The following is a 2384-nucleotide window of genomic DNA, read 5'->3' as shown; positions in this document are numbered from 1 at the left end:
AACTGTATAACGTAGTTACGTCTGCACCTGTAATAGCTTCCTCGATAAATCCATTTAATTCCCCTAAATCCTTTTGACGCTTCGCAAAGTTTTGGCCACTATAAGCAACTAGTTTTTTTGTAACGAAAAACATAATAGGTACTGTAATTAAAGTTACAATTGCTAAAATCCAATCTAATGAAAACATCGCAATTGTTACACCTATAAATGTTAACGCTGATGAAATAATTTGTACAACACTTTGTGTCAAAGCTTGATTTAAGTTATCAATATCATTTGTCACACGGCTCATTAAATCACCTTGAGAACGTACATCAAAGAATCGTAGAGAAAGTGTTTGGATTTTCTCAAAAATATCTTGTCTTATTTTTTGTATAGTCTTTAATGCAACATTAATCATTACAAATGTTTGTAACCATGTTAACAATACGGTTATCCCATATATTGCAATGAGCAGCATGCACATTCTCGCTGTCCCGCTTAAATCCTTCGGTACAATGTATTCATCAATGATGACCCCCATATAATATGGCCCAAGTAAACCTAGTAATGTCGTGATAAATACAAGAATAATAACGAACATAAGAGATGCTTTTTGATACCCCATGTAGTTCCATACTCGCATTATAGTTCCTTTAGTATTCTTTGTTTTTCCCGTTTTCGGATTGTTACGTCCACCTTTATTTCCAAATTGTCCTTGAAAATTACGCATGCTCTTCCCCTCCTTCTTGCTGCAGGCTACCACCTTGGGAAAGATAAATTTCCTGATACACTTCACAAGTTGCCAATAAAGCCTCATGCGTACCATTTCCAACTAATTCACCGTTATTCAAAACGAGGATTTTATCAGCATCTATAATAGAAGATATTTTTGATGCAATTAAAAATGTCGTTGTGCCACTATATCTTGTCCTTAACGCTTCCTGTATTACAGCTTCTGACTTCGCATCAACTGCCGATGTAGAATCGTCTAATACAAGAATAGATGGCTTTCTCACTAGGGCTCTTGCAATAGATATACGTTGTTTTTGCCCGCCAGATAGATTAGTTGCACCTTGTGTTAAGTTATATTGATAAGAGTCTTCCAGCTTATTGATAAACTCATTCGCACAAGCAGATGAAGATGCTAATTCCAATTCATCATAAGTTGCATCTTCTTTGCCATAACGTAAATTCTCTTCTATACTGCCTGAAAAAAGGAGTGCCTTTTGTGGAACGAAGCCAATGGAGGCACGAAGTTTTTGCAAATCGTATGCCTTCACATTAAAATCATCTATACATATTTCACCTTGATCAACATCGTAAAGTCGTGGCAATAGTTTCGCCAATGTAGATTTACCACTTCCGGTCGATCCAATAATCCCTATTTTTTCACCTTTACGTACGGTAAATGAAATATCTTTTAAAACATATTCATCATTTTTCGTATAACTATAGCTAACATTTTTAAACTCTATATTACCATCCACTTGTTTTGGTTCATATACGTCGCCTTCAGTTGTAATATCAACTTCAGTATGTAAGACTTGTTGTACACGATCAGCTGATGGAAAAGCACGGGCAATTTGAATAAATACTATACTAATAGACATAAGTGACATTAAAATGATATTTAAATAGTTAATAAAAGCTAAAATGGCCCCTACTTGGAGTGTACCGTTAAAAACTTTCTCGCCACCCATCCATAAAGTTGCTACAATCCCGCCATTTACAACTAGCATAATAATTGGCATCATCAATGAAATAATTTGTATAGCACGAATATTTATTTCAGTTAAACTTATATTAACTTTCTCAAACTGTGAGATTTCATATTTTTGTCTTACATATGCTTTTATAACACGTACACCGGATAAATTTTCTTGTAGCTTTGTATTTACTTTATCTAATGCTTCTTGTACTCGTTTAAATGAACCGCTCGCTTGACCTGCAATCCATACAATTGCAACTAATAAAACGGGTACCACAACAAGTAAAATTGGAAATAGTTCTCTCGCTGTTACAAAGACTATAATGATACTTCCAATAAATAATAACGGTCCACGGACAAGTACACGTAACGTCATCGTCATTGCCGCTTGAATAGATGTAATATCATTTGTCACGATTGTTAATAATTTACCTGTTCCAAATGAATCACGATTTTTGTTGGAAAATGTTTCTATTTTAGCAAACACATCTTTTCGTATGTCTGTAGCGAAATTAACAGCAGCTTTTGTAGAATACATCATACAACCAAGTCCTCCAACTAAACCGATTGCTGCTGCCCCTATCATAAGAAGTCCCATTTTTATTACATAATTCAAATCCCGGTTTGCAATTCCAACATCAATAATATGTTGCATTATTGTCGGTTGAATTAAGTCCATCGCAACCTCAAGTAC

2 protein-coding genes are annotated in these 2384 nt (G+C 34.7%); both read right to left on the bottom strand.

Annotated elements, in window-relative coordinates; genetic code table 11:
- A partial coding sequence (locus AC1DTM_RS23175) for an ABC transporter permease (RefSeq protein ID WP_477000986.1) occupies window positions 1-712 on the bottom strand: 712 nt, incomplete at its 3' end.
- On the bottom strand, window positions 705-2384 hold a 1680-nt coding region (locus AC1DTM_RS23170; RefSeq protein WP_477000985.1), incomplete at its 5' end, for an ABC transporter ATP-binding protein. The genes AC1DTM_RS23170 and AC1DTM_RS23175, both read right to left, overlap by 8 nt.

This window comes from Bacillus sp. P4_D3 (genome assembly GCF_056401855.1).
The sequence above is the reverse complement of the archived record's forward strand: the minus strand, read 5'-3'. Positions and strand labels throughout refer to the sequence as shown.